Below are 15,635 nucleotides of genomic sequence, written 5' to 3' on the forward strand. Positions count from 1 at the left end.
AACTCCTTTAGTTTAGTTTAATTATGTCCAGACCTGATTTAAAAGTATCCATGATTATTAATTGAATAAAGCGTCAACGGAATAAGTTCCTGCACCCATAAATGCCACGCCTACCGCAATAGCAATCAGCAGTAAGTTGTATTCATAGCCGCCCGAGGTAGCCCAATAACCGTTTTTACCGTGTACTTTAACAATCGCAACGACCATCGTCATGATAATAAGCAATGAAGCTAAAACTGTACCAAATCCAGCGGCAAACAATGCACCGCCTACGAACTCCATGAGTCCCGCCATAACCGCCATAGCAACACCGGGTTTAATGCCGATGGATTCCATCCAGCCGCCCGTTCCTTTCGGACCATAGCCTCCGAACCAACCAAATAATTTCTGTGCCCCATGCGCCACAAAGCTTAATCCAACTACCAAACGAATGATTAATAATCCCAATGCGATACTCATATTCAATCTCCTCCATTTTAAGAATCTCTAATTTAAGATATTAGTTAAAAGGTTAAGTAGTTAACATCCTCTTAGGGAGGGCAAACTACTTGAAACCATCCTGAGCAAACTTACCAAGCTTCTTCAACAATTGACTAGCTATCTTCTTCTCTTCTGCCGTAAGTCCAGCCACCGCTTTCTCAATGACCTTGGTATGCTTGGGAAATACCTCTTCAATAAATTGCTTCCCTTTATCCGTAATTTCCGCAAAAATGAGCCTGCGGTCTTCGGTTGATGTCTTTCGCTTTACGAACTCCTTCTTCTCCAGCTTATCTACAACATAGGTAATGTTCCCGCTGCTCATCAGCACCTTGCCGCCAATCTGTTGAATCGGCTGCGCGCCTTTATGATAAAGCAGCTCGAGAACACCGAATTCCGTTCGGTTCAAGCCATGATTCCGAATATCGCGGTCCCCATGGGCGTTGACCCATTCACTTGCTCTGGAAAGTGCAATATAGAGATCTAATGAATCATTTCTTTGTTCACTCATTTGGTTCACCTCATTTCTTTTATCTTTTTCTGTAATGTGATGCGCTGTAATGTGTCATGCTGAGCTGCTAAATCTTAATTTGTAATATCTTGATTTAAAGATACATCAATTTGAGATAGATGTCAATAGCTATTTTTAAAATAATACGCCTCTTCTGACAAGCTTTTATCCAACTCACCCGCTGTCAAACTAAAGTGAATTATTTGGATGAAAATAGCCCGAATTCATATTTCCGCGGAACTACGATTCACTATTTCTGAATTCTGTCTCCAAATGATGCCAATTGATGATATAACGCTTCTATAAATTCCCCTACTCCAAGGCAAAAAAATCAAATCGATCCATTAAGAAATTAAACCTAGCCTCTGACTATATTCTTTAAGATTTCTGCTTATAGTGGTCCCTAAATTTTTTTCATCCTCCCCCCTTTTGCCGCTGAGTCATTGATTCGTGTAAAATAATCGAGATAGGATTCCGGGTCGTGAAGTACATAGACCGCTCTCTCCAGTAGGAGATGAGCGGTTTTTTTCTTTAGGTACAATGAATAATAGGAGGCATTGTTTATGCTATTTGACGCAAGCTATGAGAAATTTATGCATTTGCAGATGAAGACGAGATCGGGCGAATCTCTAAGACGTCTTCAGGAAGGCCACGGTCATGCTGAGAAGTTGTTCCTCGAGCAGGTTTGGTGGCCAGCTGTCGGACGATTTGATTTTCTTCATGCCGAATATCAGGTTTCGGACTTTAAGGACGGTGATCGATATTTGGACTTCGCTTTTATATTCGCGGGACTCATTTGGTCTGTATCGAGATTGATGGCTACAAGACGCATCATAAAGAAATAAATCGCCCTGCAATTTGCGGACCAGTTAACTCGTCAAAACCATCTCATTTTGGATGGATGGAAGGTTCTCCGCTTTGCCTATGACGAAATAAAGGAAAAGCCACGTCAGTGTCAGCAACTGATCCTGCAAATGATGGGCAGCTGGTTTGGTGAGGAATATTCTGGTCTAGCGTTAACATTGGAAGATAAAGAAATTCTGAGAATCGCTGGACAAACCAATGATCCCCTTCTACCAATAACCATTTCACAGCGACTAAGCATTAGCAGAAACCATGCCGGTAAACTCCTGCGTAAACTTGCCCAAATGGGGCTATTACAACCTGCTTCTGGTACTACACGTATTCGCTCTTATAAGCTGCCTGGCAGACACCGAGCCTTCTACTGTTAGTGGTTTATGAATGAATAAATAAGCAAACTAATCTTGCTTATCCATACTAATATTTGGGCACCTTGTGTGTTAAGACCACAATACACGCTTATTATCTGCACAACGTTACCTGCTGAGTTACATTAATAACAATAAACAAGCTTAGCTTGCTTTTGCAAACATAACATGGGGCTATAAAGACAAATAAGCAATTTCAGTTGCCTTATCATTATCTTACTCACTTAAGAACCACGTGAAACCGTTAAGCTTTGAGGAAATTTAATAAAAAGAAAGGCTTTGAAATTCGGTCCAACGCCAGTAATTTTTGCGTGTTTCTTTGAGGACGGATATCGATAGGATGACCTCCCCTAGCTTGATGGGAAATTAGGACTCATAGCTGAGGTCAGCCCACAACAGCCGACTCGCCCTTCTGCAGCTGATACATCTTCGCGTATCGGCCACCCAACGCCATCAGCGTCTCATGATTGCCACGCTCGGCAATCTCGCCGCGGTGCAGCACGAGAATCTGATCCGCATCACGGATCGTCGACAGCCTGTGCGCGATGACCAAGGTCGTGCGCCCTTCACTGACCACCTTCAGCGCTCGCTGGATCAGCCCTTCCGTCTCACTGTCGATGCTGGCTGTCGCTTCATCCAAGATAAGAATCGACGGATCGAAGGCCAACGCCCGCGCGAATGAAATGAGCTGTCTTTGGCCAGACGAGAGGGTGCTGCCCCGCTCCACAACCTGCTCATCATAACCGTTAGGAAGCTGCTCGATGAAAGAAGCCGCGCCTACATCACTTAGCGCATTTTTCACGCGTTCTAGTGAAATCTCCTCATTATACAGGCTCACATTGAATTTGATATCTCCGGCAAACAAGAACGGGTCCTGCAAAACAATGCCCATATGCTTGCGGAGCGCTTGCTTCGACATCCCCCGGATATCGCGTCCATCAATCGTGATGCTGCCTTCATCCGGTTCATAGAAACCGAGCAGCAGGTTCATGATGGAGCTTTTGCCTGAGCCTGTATGACCGACCAAGGCTACGGTTTCCCCTTTGCGAGCTTCGAAGGAAATATGCTTCAGCACGTTTTCCCCAGCTTTATAGGCAAAGGTTACGTCCTCGAACTTCACGACGCCTTCCGGGCGGCTGACTTTATCCGTCTTCTCTACCTCTTGACCTTCCATGTCTAGAATGGTGAACACCTTATCCGCGGAAACAAAGGCTCTTTGCGCGTTCGTCAGCTGATCGAAAATCCCGATAATCGGCTGAAAGATCCGCCCCAGATAATCGATGAAAGCATAAAACACCCCGAAAGAAATCACAGTCGTCAGCGATTCCCGGCCAAAATACCAAATGACCATAGCCGTCACCAGGCTGCCGATAGTCCCCACAATATTACGAGAGGATAAGGAAAAAATGCGGAACTGCTTCAGCTGATTCACATAACGATCCTTGTTTAGTACTTCGAATTCCTCAAGCGTTACTTTTTCCCGGCGAAAAGCTTGAATAATGGGCATAACCACGATCGATTCATTAATCATCGCGTTCATATCACTCAGCCGCGCACGCATAATGGTGATGAAGATTTTCGAGTATTTTAAGTGAACGACCATGATTAACGCAAAGATAGGCGGCAGCACCAAGCAAAAAAGAGCGAGGTGCCAATCCAGAATGAATAAAGCTACGAAAATGCCGGTTAGCTGCATCATACTCACGACGAACGTAGCCATGAAGCTCATGAATAAGTCGCGGACCGCCTCGGTATCGTTCGCAATTCGGGATACAACCTGCCCGATCGGCGTGTTATCGAAATAGCGCAGCGATATGCGCTGAATGTGCTGCATTAGATCCATGCGCATGTTTTTAATAATTTGCAGAGCCGTAGATTGGAGCAAATAGGCTTGCGAAAAATTACAAATGCTTGCTATGAGGAGCAAGCCCATGTATAGACCAAGCAGCTTAAGTACAGGCGCCATTTCGCGTATGCCTGTAGACAAATGCTGATCGATAATGGTTTTGGTTATATAAGGTCCGCCCAGCTCGGCGCCTACTGCGCAGCATAGAATGAGCAGCGCGCCGATAATTCTGAACTTATAGACGAGCGCATACGAAATCAGCCTTCTCGTCGTGGACGGTTTCTGCATCTTGTCGTCCTCCCTTCTTCCGTTTGTCATTCTTCCAAGCTCGCTTCCATTTGCTGACGCTCCCACTGCTCTCGGTACCAGCCGCCGAACAGCATCAGCTGTTCGTGGGTACCTTCTTCGACGATTCGTCCCTCATCTAGGACGATAATCCAGTTCGCGTGGCTCACCGCCGAGAGTCGGTGCGTGCTGATCAACGTCGTTCTACCCGCGCGTTCCTTGCGGATATGCTGGAGGATGCGGCTTTCCGTCCGCGCATCGACAGCGGATAGCGAGTCATCGAGCAGCAGGATTTCCGAATCGATCAGAAGGGCTCGAGCAATCGCTAGACGCTGCTTCTGCCCACCGGACAGCATGACGCCATTTTCGCCGACAATTGTCGCCAGGCCTTCCGGCATTTGCTCGATATCTTGAGTAAAAGAGGCCATCTCAATGGCTCGTGCAATCTCTTCCGGCGATGCGTCGTGCTTACCCAGCGCGACGTTGTCGCGGATGGATTTCGACAGCAGCAGATGCTCCTGCGGAACGTAAGCAACCCAGCGCTTCACCTGATCCAAGGCGATTTTCTCAATCGACACGCCTGCAACCAGCAGCTTGCCTGGTTCAATCGGGAACTGCCGCAGCAGCTGCTTCAGCAGCGTGCTTTTGCCGCTACCCGTCCGGCCTACAATTCCTAACGTCTGCCCTCTTTCTAATTGGAAAGAAACGTTAACGAGACTTGGATGGTTGGCGGTCGGATACGTAAAGGTTAGCTCCTTCATCTCGATACGTTCCGGTACACTCACCGAAATCGGTGCATCGACATCCACAATATCCGCTTTCTGCGTCAGTGCAGTGTCCAAACGGTCTGCCGAGGCACTTCCGCGCTGCAGGACATTAATAAACTCGCCGAAAGAAATCATCGGCCAGATCAGCATGCCTAGGTAAATATTAAATGAAATCAACTGACCCAGCGTAATTTCATCGTGAAAGACCATATAAGAGCCGTATCCAATGCCTATCGAGTAACTTAGACCCACAATCAATGAGGTAAGCGGCTGAAAAAGCGCATTCAGCATGGACACGCGTTTATTCTTATTCATCACTTCTGACGTTACCTTATCGAAGGCGACTAGATCATGATCTTCCTGAACATAGGAACGAATCACACGAATGCCGGAAATGGACTCAAGCGCATGATCGTTCATTTGGCCAAAAGAAGCCTGTGCAGCTAAGAAGCGAACTCTCACCTTTTGACCCAGCTTACTAATCACCAAGGCTAGAAAAGGCAGAGGAATCAGCGCCGCAATCATTAATTTAAAGCTAATTAGGGAGATCATCGTAATAATGACGACGGATGCCCCGACCAACGTGTGAACGAGTGTCATAACGCCGTAACCAGCGGTTTGGCCAATCGCGAGCACGTCATTGGTGGCTAGTGCCATTAACTGACCCGTGCTATTGCGTTGGAAGAAAGCCGGTGTCATTTTCGTCAGATGAGCCAGTAAACGCCCTCTAAGTACTTTCTCAACCAGTGCCGAATTGCCGAATAAGGTCGTGATCCAAACATAAGTAATGACATATAAAAGGAGAGACAAGCCTACAAGGAGAAGGACCGTTTGACTTAGGCCGGATGCCGTTAAATTTCCGCTGCCAATCTGATCGATTGTATTCCCTATCATTTTAGGCGGAATGGTCGCCAATAAATTCACACAGATCATTAAGCTAATAGCAAGCACGTAGTATTTCCATCTTTCTTTGAAAAACCACCGCAATTTGATTACAAAAGACAAGATTTCCACCCCTTTCCACTTTTCGTGTACACCTATTGATTCTATAGATTACCCGCGATCAAGTCTACGCCAAAAAAAATTAAAAAGATTCTTCCCGCTCGTTTTAGGCTCGATTTCATATTCAGCCATTTCTCAGCATTTACTTAGAAATCATTCAACTAATAATAAGGTTGTTTTCACACGAAGCTACAAGGTCCCGGTTGATGTGAAAAGCTACTTGGCAGAACGCTTGGACCGTATCATTCATGATGTCTCTGCCGTTTCGAATATTGAAGCTGCTGATTTGATGAAGCGTTTAGCACAAGGTGAGAATTTGGCGCAAGCGGCGGAAACCGATTCCGACTCCTTGCTCTATCAATTATTAGCTCAAGCGAATGAGAATATGAATGCCTTCGTAACCGCTGGAAGTGTCAGCGAGGATGACGCTGCTGTATTCAAAACAGACTATGCGGCAGGTGTCAGTAAACTTTTGAGCGTTAACGAATAATCCACAACCTTTTGAAAAGGGCTTTCCCCGAATTCACTCAAAGTGATGAAGGGAACGCCTTTTTTTGTATAGGTATGAATAGACATGTGATCTCAGATAATAAACGGAGCGTTCCTTGCAACAATATCCAAATTCACTCCGTTTAATACAACGAGAAGGCAAGAATATATCAAAACTTACATACAGGAAGGAATTACAACTATGAATCGCACTATGAGAAAGAGTCTAGCTATTCTATCCCTATCCGCCATGATGACGACGGGCGCAGCATATGCTGCACCGAACGAAACGGTCCAAACGACTACGATTATGCCTGTCACTACACAAGCTGTTTCAGAGGCTATTTCTGTTCAAGTCAATGGAGGAGCCCTTTCCGAGAAAGGTTATCTGAAAGCTGCTGCGACTGAACCTATGCTGCCGCTTCGAGCTGTAACGGAGAGCCTGGGCTTCAAACTCACATGGAATCAAGAAACACTTTCCGTTGATTTGTTGAAAGGCAATGTATTTACTACCGTCAAGACGGGCGAAGATCGCTATGCCATTAATAAAATGTTCACAACGCTTGGTACGGCGCCTGAATTGGTCGATAACAAGCTTTACGTGCCTTCTTCCTTTGTCAACAAAGTGCTGCACGGTTCTGTCACAACGGAAGGAGCTTCCGTTTCCATCGCAATGAAAGAGGAGGTTAAAAAAGTTCAAACAACTGGCGTTATTACATCGATTCGACCTATTGGTGATTATACCGCGATTCAGATTCAGGGTATTGGCACGGAGGGGATGGTCCTCAATGTGAACAAGGATACGGAATATCAAATGCTGGATGGCACGAAGCTTAGCCTTTCCGATCTTCATGTTGGTTTAACCGTTTCTGCCGAACATTCTATGGCTGTTACGATGAGCTTGCCGCCACAAACGTCCACTTCCAAGATTACGGTTTTGGACACGAAAAGAGAGGCGAATACACTGGGTACATCGGGTGTGATTGAAGAAGTCCGCAGCGATGATAAAGGCAATGTGAGTCTCCTTGTTAAAGGTACCGGTTTAACGGAAACATCTCCGAGTGAGGTTGTTCTACACATTGGAGACGAAACAGCTATCGTCGATAAAAACGGCGATAAAGTGGAGAAATCCGCTCTTGTTAAAGGCGCGAATGTTATCGGATTTTACGGACCTGCACTGACGAAAAGCCTTCCTCCTATCGGCCAGGCATGGAAAATTGTTGTAGCCGCTAAACAAGAATAAGTTATTGCTTTTAAAATATCGAAGAAACCTTCCAGCTTTGGAGGGTTTCTTTGCTCATTTGTAAAGTATCTACACTGTCCAAATGGTCTGTTTTTTGATACAATAACTGAAAATTCAATCGTAAGGGGACTCATATGGAATACATTAGCACTCGCGGAAAAGTAGAACCCCTCGGCTTCATCGACGCCATCTTGATGGGATTGGCAGACGACGGCGGTTTACTTGTTCCTAAGCATATCCCACAATTATCGGCAGACACGTTACAGAAATGGCAAAAGCTCTCCTACTCGGAGCTGGCTCTTGAAATCTTCTCGCTATATGTGAATAACGAAATCCCACGCAATGAGCTGAAGCAGCTCGTTGACGACAGCTATGCAACCTTCCGGGATGACGCTGTAACACCGGTCAAACGTCTGAACGACGGCACGTATGTGCTGGAATTGTTCCACGGACCTACTTTTGCATTTAAAGACATCGCTCTGCAATTCTTGGGCAATCTCTACTCGTACGTTTCCCGTAAAACGAATTCAATTATCCATATTCTTGGAGCAACTTCAGGGGACACAGGAGCTTCGGCGATTGAAGGTGTGCGCGGTAAAGAAGGCATCCGGATCTGTATCCTTCACCCTCACGGGAAGGTCAGTAAGGTCCAAGAGCTGCAAATGACTACAGTTGACGACGCGAATGTACTGAATCTTTCCGTTGAAGGCACTTTCGATGACTGCCAGCGTATTATCAAAGAGCTGTTCGCTGACGTTGACTTCAAGCACCGCTACCATTTGCGTGCGATTAACTCCATCAACATTGCCCGCATTTTGGCACAAACGGTGTATTACTTCTATGCTTACTTCCAATTAGCGAAAGATAATCAAACTGAAAAGATAAATTTCAGTGTGCCGACCGGTAACTTCGGCGATATCTTCGCTGGCTATTTGGCACAGAAAATGGGGCTTCCCATCCATAAACTCATTCTTGCAACGAATGAAAACAATATTCTTGAGCGTTTCGTACAAGATGGTGTCTATCAACCAGGTGCGTTCCGCGGAACATACAGTCCTTCCATGGACATTCAAGTGGCTAGCAACTTCGAGCGCTACTTGTTCTACCTCTATGGCGAGGACGCGCAAGCTGTCTCGGCAATCATGGATCAATTCAAGGCCGAAGGCCGTGTTGTTATTCCTGCCGACAAGCTGCAAGCCGTGCAAGCTGACTTTGCTGCCTATGGCGTTCAGAACGAAGAGTGCCTCGACACCATTAGCGAGTACTATGAGAAGTACGCGTACCTTCTCGATCCGCATACAGCTTGCGGGGTAGCTGCTGCTGACAAGCTTGCTGTAGCCGGCGAAGTGACGGTTGCCCTTTCGACTGCTCATCCAGCTAAATTCGATGAGTCCATCCGTTTGCGCAACATTGAGCAAACTTATCCGCAGCAAATTCAAGCGCTGTTCGACAAGCCGCAGTTCCAGACGGTGGTTGGTGGATCAAACGACGAGATCAAGGATCAACTCGTGAAGTTTTTCTAATTTAGGACGTAAAGAAGCCTCGGAGACAATTGTCTTCGAGGCTTTTTTTACAACTTTTCGCTTCATTTTCCCACTTCATTTACGCGTGATCAATCCACAGTTTTCTTAAATCGCCTTTCAGCTTCACCATCGATTCGGTATAGCATTTCATTTTGACGACGGCGTGTTCGTCCACCATCTTGGCCTCTGCTCTAAGAGGAACAACACTTAAGGCAATGGACATCGACAACAGTGTTACCTTTAGAAACTTGCCTTGCATCAACATCTCTCCTTTTGGCATAAAAGGGTGCATCAGTCTGAAGACCACAATGCCAACGCAGAAAAGGAAGACCACAACGGAGAAAAATCAGTCTTCCGACCGATACCGTCCTCCCCCTGAGTAGGAAGACACTTTTTCCATGTCATGATATTCTTAAAGTAATTGAGAATGGATAATAACGTTTAGGAGTGAGCATGTTGGATCTGAATCGCAGCGCCTTTCTTGGCCCTATATTGATTATTTTAGGTATTTTTATGTTTCTAAAAGGGGATAGCTCGTTCAATGCGGGTACCATTTTCGAGTATTTCTGGCCAACCTTGTTTGTCATTCCGGTGGGCGTATTTTTCCATTGGTTATACTTCTTCATCCTGCAGCGTCGGGGTGTTGGCGTGCTTGTCCCAGGGGGGATTCTCCTAACGACCGGCATCATCTGCCAAATCTCCATGCTGTTCGATATCTGGCACCTTATGTGGCCTGGATTCATGCTGGCTGTTGCTGTGGGTTTATTCGAACTGTATTGGTTCGGGGGACGAAATAAATGGTTGCTCATCCCGATTAATATTCTAACCGTCATGTCCCTTTTGTTCTTCGCCATTTTCTCCATAGGGTCTATTTTCAGCATGGTTTTCCACAACCAACCGATCATTGCCATCGTTCTCATCATAGCTGGCGGCTTGATGATGATTATGCGTAATCGGAAATCTATGTAATTTATCGAGAGAAGGATTACCCACTCCTTTTGGACGCGAGTGTTGTGCAGTGCGGTCAATGCCGAGAAAAATTATTTGAAGACGCAAGCTACTATCATCAATAAGAGGCTTGCTCCAAGTCACGTTGGATCCAAACTCCTAAGTAATCGTGAAGTTGTATTTTGTACAACTTCTCACAGGCAAAAACCGCGTTCCCCTTGCGAATGTTGCAGAAAATGCAACAATTTTCCTGCAAATTAGCTCATTTCTCTGAAATTAAGTGAAATTGTTGTACGGCATACAACAATTTCAGCTTAATTGAGAAAAACCGGCGAAATTGTTGTACGTTTTACAACTTTGGCGGGGAAAGAGCGAGAACAAGACCAAGACCAAGACCAAGACCAAGACCGAGACCAAGACCAAAAGGAGCCTCATGATTTACTGATTTCTCATGGGCTCCTATTTATTTATACCTTTACAACGAATTGATAGGCGCCCGACTGGCTGCCATCGGCATTGCTTTTCATATCCATCAGCAGTGCCTTGTTGTAGATGCCATCCTTCGCATTGCCCGCTTCATTCGGGAAAAAAAGCTGACTCGTCAGCACCTGACCATTCGGCGCCTGCACCTTCACATGGATATGGCGCGTTCGGCCTGGGTACAAGCCTGGCACAATCGTTTTCAATGTAAACTTGCCTTTATCATCTGTGTATTGATGTCCCCGAAGGGTAAAGCCTTTGTTATCATATTGACCGGCGTCATCTGCTTGCCAGAAGTCCAATAACGCATGCGCTACCGGTTTACACGCCGTGGACACAACGTAGCCTACAATCGTAAGCTTCGTTCCCTTCATTCCTTGCTCCAGTAGAGAACTTCTCTCCGGCGAGTTCGGTGTAAAATACGGACCCTCGGTCACAGCTGGCGTCAGCTCCTCCGGCGAACCGCACGCAGGTGTCGGCTCCAGATTCGCCGCTTTCGGTGATTCGCTCGCCGCTTTACCTTCCGGCTGAGCCGTTGCTCCGCTGCCCAAATTAATTCCGCAGGCCGCTAACGCTGCACTGGTGACCATGAGAACACTGGATACCAAGAACTTACGACGCGTTATTTTCGTAATCGATGATTTCAACTCCGTTGGCTTCTCTTCCATTGTCGTCCCCCCATTTCATCCTCTCGTACGACTAGAATAGCATGAAAATGGGAGCAATTCTCTGAAATTTAGCCTAAGATCGGCTTAAAATTTGCTGAAAATAGGCGCAGAATAATCAAAGTTCCAAAGCTATTTCGAAACAAAAGGATTCCCTTCGACCCAGAATCGCCATGGATACTCTCTGGCTTCCCCAGTATTGTCGATGCCGATTCTCGGTCCAGAAGCAACAGATTCTACCGCTCTCCCCTCCGCAACGTAGAGAGGACGCTCAAAAATGGGTCTTCCATAATCCTCTTTTACAATACCAAGGGCTTTCGTTAGTTTGCCGGGACCGTTAGTGAGCTCCTTTAGCTTTTTATCAGAACCGCGGCGGTCATACATGAGATCAATTCCTGTACATGGCTCCACAGCTCGAATTAAGACAGCCTCTGGGTGACCTGGCTCCCCGCTTACTATGTTCACTAGACAATGGGTATGCATCACGTAGGTATAGACATAGCCTGGAGCGCCAAACATGACTTCCGTTCTCGGTGTCCTGCGATTGCCAAAGCTATGTGCGGCGCGGTCCCCGGGACCTATGTAGGCTTCCGTTTCAACGATCCAACCTGAAGCCACGCCTGCTTCTGTTTCTTTCACAATGAGCATGCCGAGTAATGAACGTGCCAAAACGAGTGTAGGCTTCTCGAAAAAGGAAGCAACTACGGGTTGGGAAGGCAGAACATTCATATCCATTTAAGTCATTTCCTTGATCCTTTGAGTAATAAGCTGAACATCCTGGACGAAATAATTCATAAGGACAGGTCTCCGGCGTACAGCGAGTGGATGATAAGAGAAAGCAATAGGTAACCCTTGGAATGTGTGCCACCTGCCCCTGAAGCTTTTTATATCGGCACCAACATCCGGAAATATAGAATCCACAACAACATTTCCTAGTCCAAACAACAAACTGGGTTTCTTCTCTTCAAGTTGAAGCTTTAAATGGGAAGAGCACGCCTCCCTGGCAATGGGCTTGTTATAAGCTCGAATCGGGCGACACTTCAATAAATAACTTACATAAACCATGCCAATACCCAGCCCTGCTTCCCTCATCCCCACCTGTAAAGTTTCCCTTGTACCGCATACGAAAGCTTGTCCCTCCTTGTCTTCACGGGCACCCGGGTTATCCATAATAATAAAAATTGGAGCTTCGGGATTACCTTCCCCCCAAATCACACGATGGCGCTGCTTGGAAAGCTCACATTGCTGGCATGAGAAGGTGCAGTCTCCTCTTCTAAAATAACGGCTTTGAAATCTGACATTCTTAACTTCCTATCCTTATCTTTAATTGGATCTTAAATTATTTTTCCCTGAAAATTTTTATTTAATGTTAGTTCCAATTTCTGCGATTATCAACCACTATTTTTGTTTTAAAACTTGACTTCTTTAATTGTAGACCGATCCATAACATCAACGAAGGAACTACAAAAAACCAGCCGTTCTGTAAGCATTCAAAATCTGTGTCACATATTTTGTCCCTGTTGTTCTCTTATTTAAGTGAATCTAACAGCGTCTTGATTTGGGGTTTAAGCTCCAGCGCATTCAAAATGAGCTGCAAGACTTCTGCACGTGTGGCATTACTTTTGGCGTCAAATTTTCCGTCCGTTTTACCATGAATGATACCAGCTTGTGCTTCAGCTATAATCTCATTGGCTGCATATGAACTCTTTAAATCAACGAAATTGCCTTTGGTAGTGTCCTTTGCCACATTCTCAAGATTTAATATGCGGGACAACATGACAACCATTTCCTCGCGTGTAATTGTGTTATCCGGTTTGAAACTACCATCCTCGTATCCTACGATTATCCCTGCTTCTACAAGTTTCTCAATCGCGTCTTTTGCCCAGTGATGACTAATGTCATTCATTGCAGCACTAATACTGTTGCCGCCTCGGATATCAAATACTCTTTCCAGAATTACTGCAAACTCTGCGCGAGTAATCGCGTTATCCGGTCTAAACGTACCATCATTGTAACCTTCTATGACATGCAGCATTACAAAAATATCGATGGCTCTTTCAGTCCAGTGCCCTTTGATGTCCGAAAAACTTAGGGTAGTCGGAGCTTCTTTAGCTTCCTGAATCCAAGTTTCAAAGTTCTTAAGAACATTATCGTCACCCGATTTGAATACATCCGCTTCAGAATTAAGGTTAGATTTCGGATCTGGGGCCTTGATAGGATTAGGATCAGATGTCGAATTCGAAGTCGTTCCAGAAGTCGAATGAGTACCCGTCGTAGGACTGGTGTTAACTGTTACCTTCGCCGTGCTGCTGGTTGCCACAGCTGTCTTCGTGCCGTTTACGCCGTTGTTCGTGTTCGTTACGATCACATAGTAGTACGTCGTGCCCACGGTTGCCGTCGGGGCTGCATATGTTGCACTAGTTGCGCTAGGAATCAGTGTCCCTCCACTGGCGCTGTTCGTCGGGCTGCTGTACCACTGGTAGCTCAGTGATCCACCGTCACTCACACTGGCTGTTACACTTAACGTTGGGCTGCTGTCGCCTACATTTATCGTTTGATCCGCTGGCTGTGTTCCGATGATTGGCGTGTTTGCATCCACCAGCGCAATCACTGTTACCTTCGCTGTGCTGCTCGTTGCCATAGCTGTCTTCGTGCCGGTTACGCCGTTGTTCGTGTTTGTCACTACTACATAGTAGTACGTTGTGCCCACGGTTGCCGTTGGGGCTGCATATGTTGCACTAGTTGCGCTAAAAATCAGTGTTCCTCCACTGGCGCTGTTCGTCGTATTGCTGTACCACTGGTAGCTCAGCGAGCCACCGTCACTTACACTAGCTGTTACACTTAACGTTGGACTGCTCGCGTTTTGGGTCACCGTCGCTCCCGCAGGCTGTGAAGCAATGCTCGGCGTGGCCGCGTTAATCAAGCTATTCACCGTGACCTCCGCCGCGTTACTCGCCACCGTTGCCGTGTTCATGCCAGTTACGCCGTTGTTCGTGTTCGTTACGATCACATAGTAGTACGTCGTGCCCACGGTTGCCGTTGGGGCAGCATATGTTGCACTAGTTGCGCTAGAAATCAGTGTTCCTCCACTGGCGCTGTTCGTCGTATTGCTGTACCATTGGTAGCTCAGCGCTCCTCCGTCACCCACCGTTGCCGATACGCTTAAGGAAGGACTGCTGTCGCCTACGGTTACTGTTTGATTTTGCGGCTGTGTTCCGATGTTTGGTGTGGCTGCATTCACTAACACGTTGATCGCTCCGGCGTTATTTGAATTATTCGGGTCATATTGATCAACATGCACAACCGTTATTGTAAAAGTGCTTGGGTTAGGGGAAGCGACCGTCGCAGTAATCGCAAGCGTCCGCGAATTCCCTGGCGAGACCGTTCCAAGCAACCATCCCCCTGTAGTTGAGTCATAACTGCCCTGTGAAGGCGTAGCGCTCACAAAGGTAAGACCTGCAGGAAGCGAAGCATTCACGTTTACATTTGTCGCTGTAGCAGGACCAGAATTAGTTATAGTTGCTGTATAAGTAATTGTGTCTCCTACATTAGGACTTGGATTATTCACGGAAAATGCGGCTTGCAAATCAGCTTGTTGTGGAGTTACCATACAAGAAACCGAGTTATTATAATTATTTGGGTCAGATTGATCGGCAGTCCCAACAAATATCGTAAAAAAGCTCGTGTTTGAGGAGACGACCTTCACAGTAATCGCAAGTGTCTGCGGACTTCCTTGCGAGACCGTTCCTAGCGTCCATCCCCCTGAAATTGGGTTATAACTGCCCTGTGAAGGCGTAGCGCTAACAAAGGTAAAACCTGCAGGTAGCGTGGCGCTCACGTTTACATTTGTCGCTGTATCAGGGCCAGAATTAGTTATAGTTGCTGTATAAGTAATTGTGTCTCCTACATTAGGACTTGGATTATCCACGGAAAATGCGGCTTGCAAATCAGCTTGCTGTGACGCCGCATTGACTTTTGCATTTTGAAATGGCATTCCGAAAATTAGACCAAAAATTATTAAAAATGAAATGAATGGCGAACAGGTTTTTACAAAAATGATTTTCACTTATTACACTCCCTATGTGCTAAAATGTTATAGCTAAAATTTTCGTCATAGTTAGGCAAACCAAATCCTCTATATAGGACCATCCGACTATAACATAGGATTAA

General features: G+C 46.1%; 15 protein-coding genes. 6 read left to right on the top strand and 9 right to left on the bottom strand.

Annotation, left to right across the window (positions count from 1 at the left end; translation table 11 throughout):
- Window positions 1-57: 57 nt before the first annotated feature.
- Window positions 58-459, bottom strand: a complete 402-nt coding sequence (locus NYR53_RS33685) for a DoxX family protein (RefSeq protein WP_261303296.1) — start codon at window positions 457-459, stop codon at window positions 58-60.
- Window positions 460-544: 85 nt separating this feature from the next.
- The gene (locus NYR53_RS33690; RefSeq protein ID WP_261303297.1) at window positions 545-988 is read right to left on the bottom strand and encodes a MarR family winged helix-turn-helix transcriptional regulator; all 444 of its coding nucleotides are present in this window, start codon (window positions 986-988) and stop codon (window positions 545-547) included.
- A gap of 563 nt (window positions 989-1,551) precedes the next feature.
- Between NYR53_RS33690 and NYR53_RS33695 the strand changes: the two genes are divergently transcribed.
- Together NYR53_RS33695 and NYR53_RS33700 are read left to right on the top strand one after the other, a co-directional pair.
- Entirely contained in the window at window positions 1,552-1,833 is a 282-nt protein-coding gene (locus NYR53_RS33695) for a hypothetical protein (protein ID WP_261303298.1), read from the top strand.
- Window positions 1,834-1,881: 48 nt separating this feature from the next.
- Window positions 1,882-2,220: a hypothetical protein gene (locus NYR53_RS33700; RefSeq protein WP_261303299.1), complete on the top strand. Its 339-nt coding sequence runs from the start codon at window positions 1,882-1,884 to the stop codon at window positions 2,218-2,220.
- Window positions 2,221-2,602: 382 nt separating this feature from the next.
- Here NYR53_RS33700 and NYR53_RS33705 read toward each other — a convergent pair whose 3' ends face one another.
- Window positions 2,603-4,351: an ABC transporter ATP-binding protein gene (locus NYR53_RS33705; RefSeq protein WP_261303300.1), complete on the bottom strand. Its 1,749-nt coding sequence runs from the start codon at window positions 4,349-4,351 to the stop codon at window positions 2,603-2,605.
- 26 nt (window positions 4,352-4,377) lie between these two features.
- Complete coding sequence (locus NYR53_RS33710; protein ID WP_261306613.1) at window positions 4,378-6,123, bottom strand: ABC transporter ATP-binding protein; 1,746 nt, start codon at window positions 6,121-6,123, stop codon at window positions 4,378-4,380.
- A gap of 202 nt (window positions 6,124-6,325) precedes the next feature.
- On the opposite strand from NYR53_RS33710, the gene NYR53_RS33715 reads away from it, so the two are divergent.
- From NYR53_RS33715 to thrC, 3 genes are all read left to right on the top strand, one after another.
- A complete protein-coding gene (locus NYR53_RS33715) occupies window positions 6,326-6,607 on the top strand; it encodes a hypothetical protein (RefSeq protein WP_261303301.1) in 282 nt (93 codons plus the stop codon).
- A gap of 201 nt (window positions 6,608-6,808) precedes the next feature.
- Window positions 6,809-7,849 carry a copper amine oxidase N-terminal domain-containing protein gene (locus tag NYR53_RS33720; protein ID WP_261303302.1) on the top strand — a complete coding sequence of 347 codons (1,041 nt, stop codon included), beginning with the start codon at window positions 6,809-6,811 and terminating at the stop codon, window positions 7,847-7,849.
- Between the two features lie 134 nt (window positions 7,850-7,983).
- Window positions 7,984-9,372: a threonine synthase gene (thrC, locus tag NYR53_RS33725; RefSeq protein WP_261303303.1), complete on the top strand. Its 1,389-nt coding sequence runs from the start codon at window positions 7,984-7,986 to the stop codon at window positions 9,370-9,372.
- A 79-nt stretch (window positions 9,373-9,451) separates the two neighbouring features.
- Here thrC and NYR53_RS33730 read toward each other — a convergent pair whose 3' ends face one another.
- On the bottom strand, window positions 9,452-9,631 hold the full coding sequence (locus NYR53_RS33730) for a hypothetical protein (RefSeq protein ID WP_261303304.1): 180 nt from the start codon (window positions 9,629-9,631) through the stop codon (window positions 9,452-9,454).
- Window positions 9,632-9,834: 203 nt separating this feature from the next.
- Here NYR53_RS33730 and NYR53_RS33735 point away from each other — a divergent pair, with 203 nt between their 5' ends.
- The gene (locus tag NYR53_RS33735) at window positions 9,835-10,341 is read left to right on the top strand and encodes a hypothetical protein (protein WP_437180207.1); all 507 of its coding nucleotides are present in this window, start codon (window positions 9,835-9,837) and stop codon (window positions 10,339-10,341) included.
- Between the two features lie 446 nt (window positions 10,342-10,787).
- Here NYR53_RS33735 and NYR53_RS33740 read toward each other — a convergent pair whose 3' ends face one another.
- The 4 genes from NYR53_RS33740 to NYR53_RS33755 form a co-directional block, all read right to left on the bottom strand.
- The gene (locus tag NYR53_RS33740; protein WP_261303306.1) at window positions 10,788-11,468 is read right to left on the bottom strand and encodes a dioxygenase family protein; all 681 of its coding nucleotides are present in this window, start codon (window positions 11,466-11,468) and stop codon (window positions 10,788-10,790) included.
- A gap of 129 nt (window positions 11,469-11,597) precedes the next feature.
- On the bottom strand, window positions 11,598-12,194 hold the full coding sequence (locus NYR53_RS33745; protein ID WP_437180208.1) for a DNA-3-methyladenine glycosylase: 597 nt from the start codon (window positions 12,192-12,194) through the stop codon (window positions 11,598-11,600).
- A gap of 6 nt (window positions 12,195-12,200) precedes the next feature.
- Window positions 12,201-12,635 (bottom strand): uracil-DNA glycosylase family protein, encoded by a 435-nt coding sequence (locus tag NYR53_RS33750; RefSeq protein WP_367618605.1) that lies wholly within the window; start codon window positions 12,633-12,635, stop codon window positions 12,201-12,203.
- Window positions 12,636-12,993: 358 nt separating this feature from the next.
- Window positions 12,994-15,459: an S-layer homology domain-containing protein gene (locus NYR53_RS33755; RefSeq protein WP_261303308.1), complete on the bottom strand. Its 2,466-nt coding sequence runs from the start codon at window positions 15,457-15,459 to the stop codon at window positions 12,994-12,996.
- Window positions 15,460-15,635: the final 176 nt, after the last annotated feature.

It is taken from the genome of Paenibacillus andongensis, from assembly GCF_025369935.1.
Lineage (GTDB): Bacteria > Bacillota > Bacilli > Paenibacillales > NBRC-103111 > Paenibacillus_E > Paenibacillus_E andongensis.

What these genes read in the sequence shown, in the direction of transcription:
- NYR53_RS33685 (WP_261303296.1), bottom strand. Translation starts at nt 459, where the DNA reads ATGAGTATCGCATTGGGATTATTAATCATTCGTTTGGTAGTTGGATTA.
- NYR53_RS33690 (WP_261303297.1), bottom strand. Translation starts at nt 988, where the DNA reads ATGAGTGAACAAAGAAATGATTCATTAGATCTCTATATTGCACTTTCC.
- NYR53_RS33695 (WP_261303298.1), top strand. Translation starts at nt 1,552, where the DNA reads ATGCTATTTGACGCAAGCTATGAGAAATTTATGCATTTGCAGATGAAG.
- NYR53_RS33705 (WP_261303300.1), bottom strand. Translation starts at nt 4,351, where the DNA reads ATGCAGAAACCGTCCACGACGAGAAGGCTGATTTCGTATGCGCTCGTC.
- NYR53_RS33720 (WP_261303302.1), top strand. Translation starts at nt 6,809, where the DNA reads ATGAATCGCACTATGAGAAAGAGTCTAGCTATTCTATCCCTATCCGCC.
- thrC (WP_261303303.1), top strand. Translation starts at nt 7,984, where the DNA reads ATGGAATACATTAGCACTCGCGGAAAAGTAGAACCCCTCGGCTTCATC.
- NYR53_RS33730 (WP_261303304.1), bottom strand. Translation starts at nt 9,631, where the DNA reads ATGCAAGGCAAGTTTCTAAAGGTAACACTGTTGTCGATGTCCATTGCC.
- NYR53_RS33740 (WP_261303306.1), bottom strand. Translation starts at nt 11,468, where the DNA reads ATGGAAGAGAAGCCAACGGAGTTGAAATCATCGATTACGAAAATAACG.
- NYR53_RS33745 (WP_437180208.1), bottom strand. Translation starts at nt 12,194, where the DNA reads ATGAATGTTCTGCCTTCCCAACCCGTAGTTGCTTCCTTTTTCGAGAAG.
- NYR53_RS33750 (WP_367618605.1), bottom strand. Translation starts at nt 12,635, where the DNA reads ATGGATAACCCGGGTGCCCGTGAAGACAAGGAGGGACAAGCTTTCGTA.
- NYR53_RS33755 (WP_261303308.1), bottom strand. Translation starts at nt 15,459, where the DNA reads ATGCCATTTCAAAATGCAAAAGTCAATGCGGCGTCACAGCAAGCTGAT.